Here is a 592-nt window from a genome sequence, read left to right on the forward strand (position 1 = left end):
CCGCCAAGTCATGGTGGATGCCATCAACGGCCTATCCCAAAGCAAGGCCGCACTTGATCGAGAGATTGCCATTACTGCTCCTCTTGTTTCCGAAGGTTATGTTTCCGAAGTCGAACTTTTAAGAATGCGCCGCGATTCCGCAGACTTGGCCACCCAAATCTCTGAACGCCGCAACCGCTACAAAGCCGATGCCAACAACGAACTCTTGCAAGCCGAATCCGAACTGGCGCAATCCAAAGAAAACGTTGCCATGCGTGCCGACCCGGTTGAACGCTCGCAAATCCGCGCCCCTATGCGCGGCATCGTCAAAGGCATAAAAGTCACCACCATCGGCGGCGTTGTGAACGCAGGCGAAGACATCATGCAAATCGTCCCGGTTGATGACAAACTGCTGGTCGAAGCCTATATCCGTCCGCAAGACATCGCCTTTATCCGCGCAGGCCAACCTGCATTGGTTAAAGTCAGCGCATACGACTACTCCATCTACGGCGGTTTAGAAGGCAAAGTTACCCTCGTCGGCGCCGATACCGTCAGCAACTCTATGCAAAACCGTGCCAACGACTTAAAACTTGACCCGAACCAAGTTTATTAC

General features: G+C 53.2%; 1 protein-coding gene. It reads left to right on the forward strand.

Annotation, left to right across the window (positions count from 1 at the left end):
* Positions 1–592, forward strand: a 592-nt coding sequence (locus ACTHUM_RS17775) for an HlyD family efflux transporter periplasmic adaptor subunit (protein ID WP_440403659.1), incomplete at both ends; no start/stop codon positions are given.

Source organism: Neisseria sp. P0021.S006 (genome assembly GCF_051956895.1).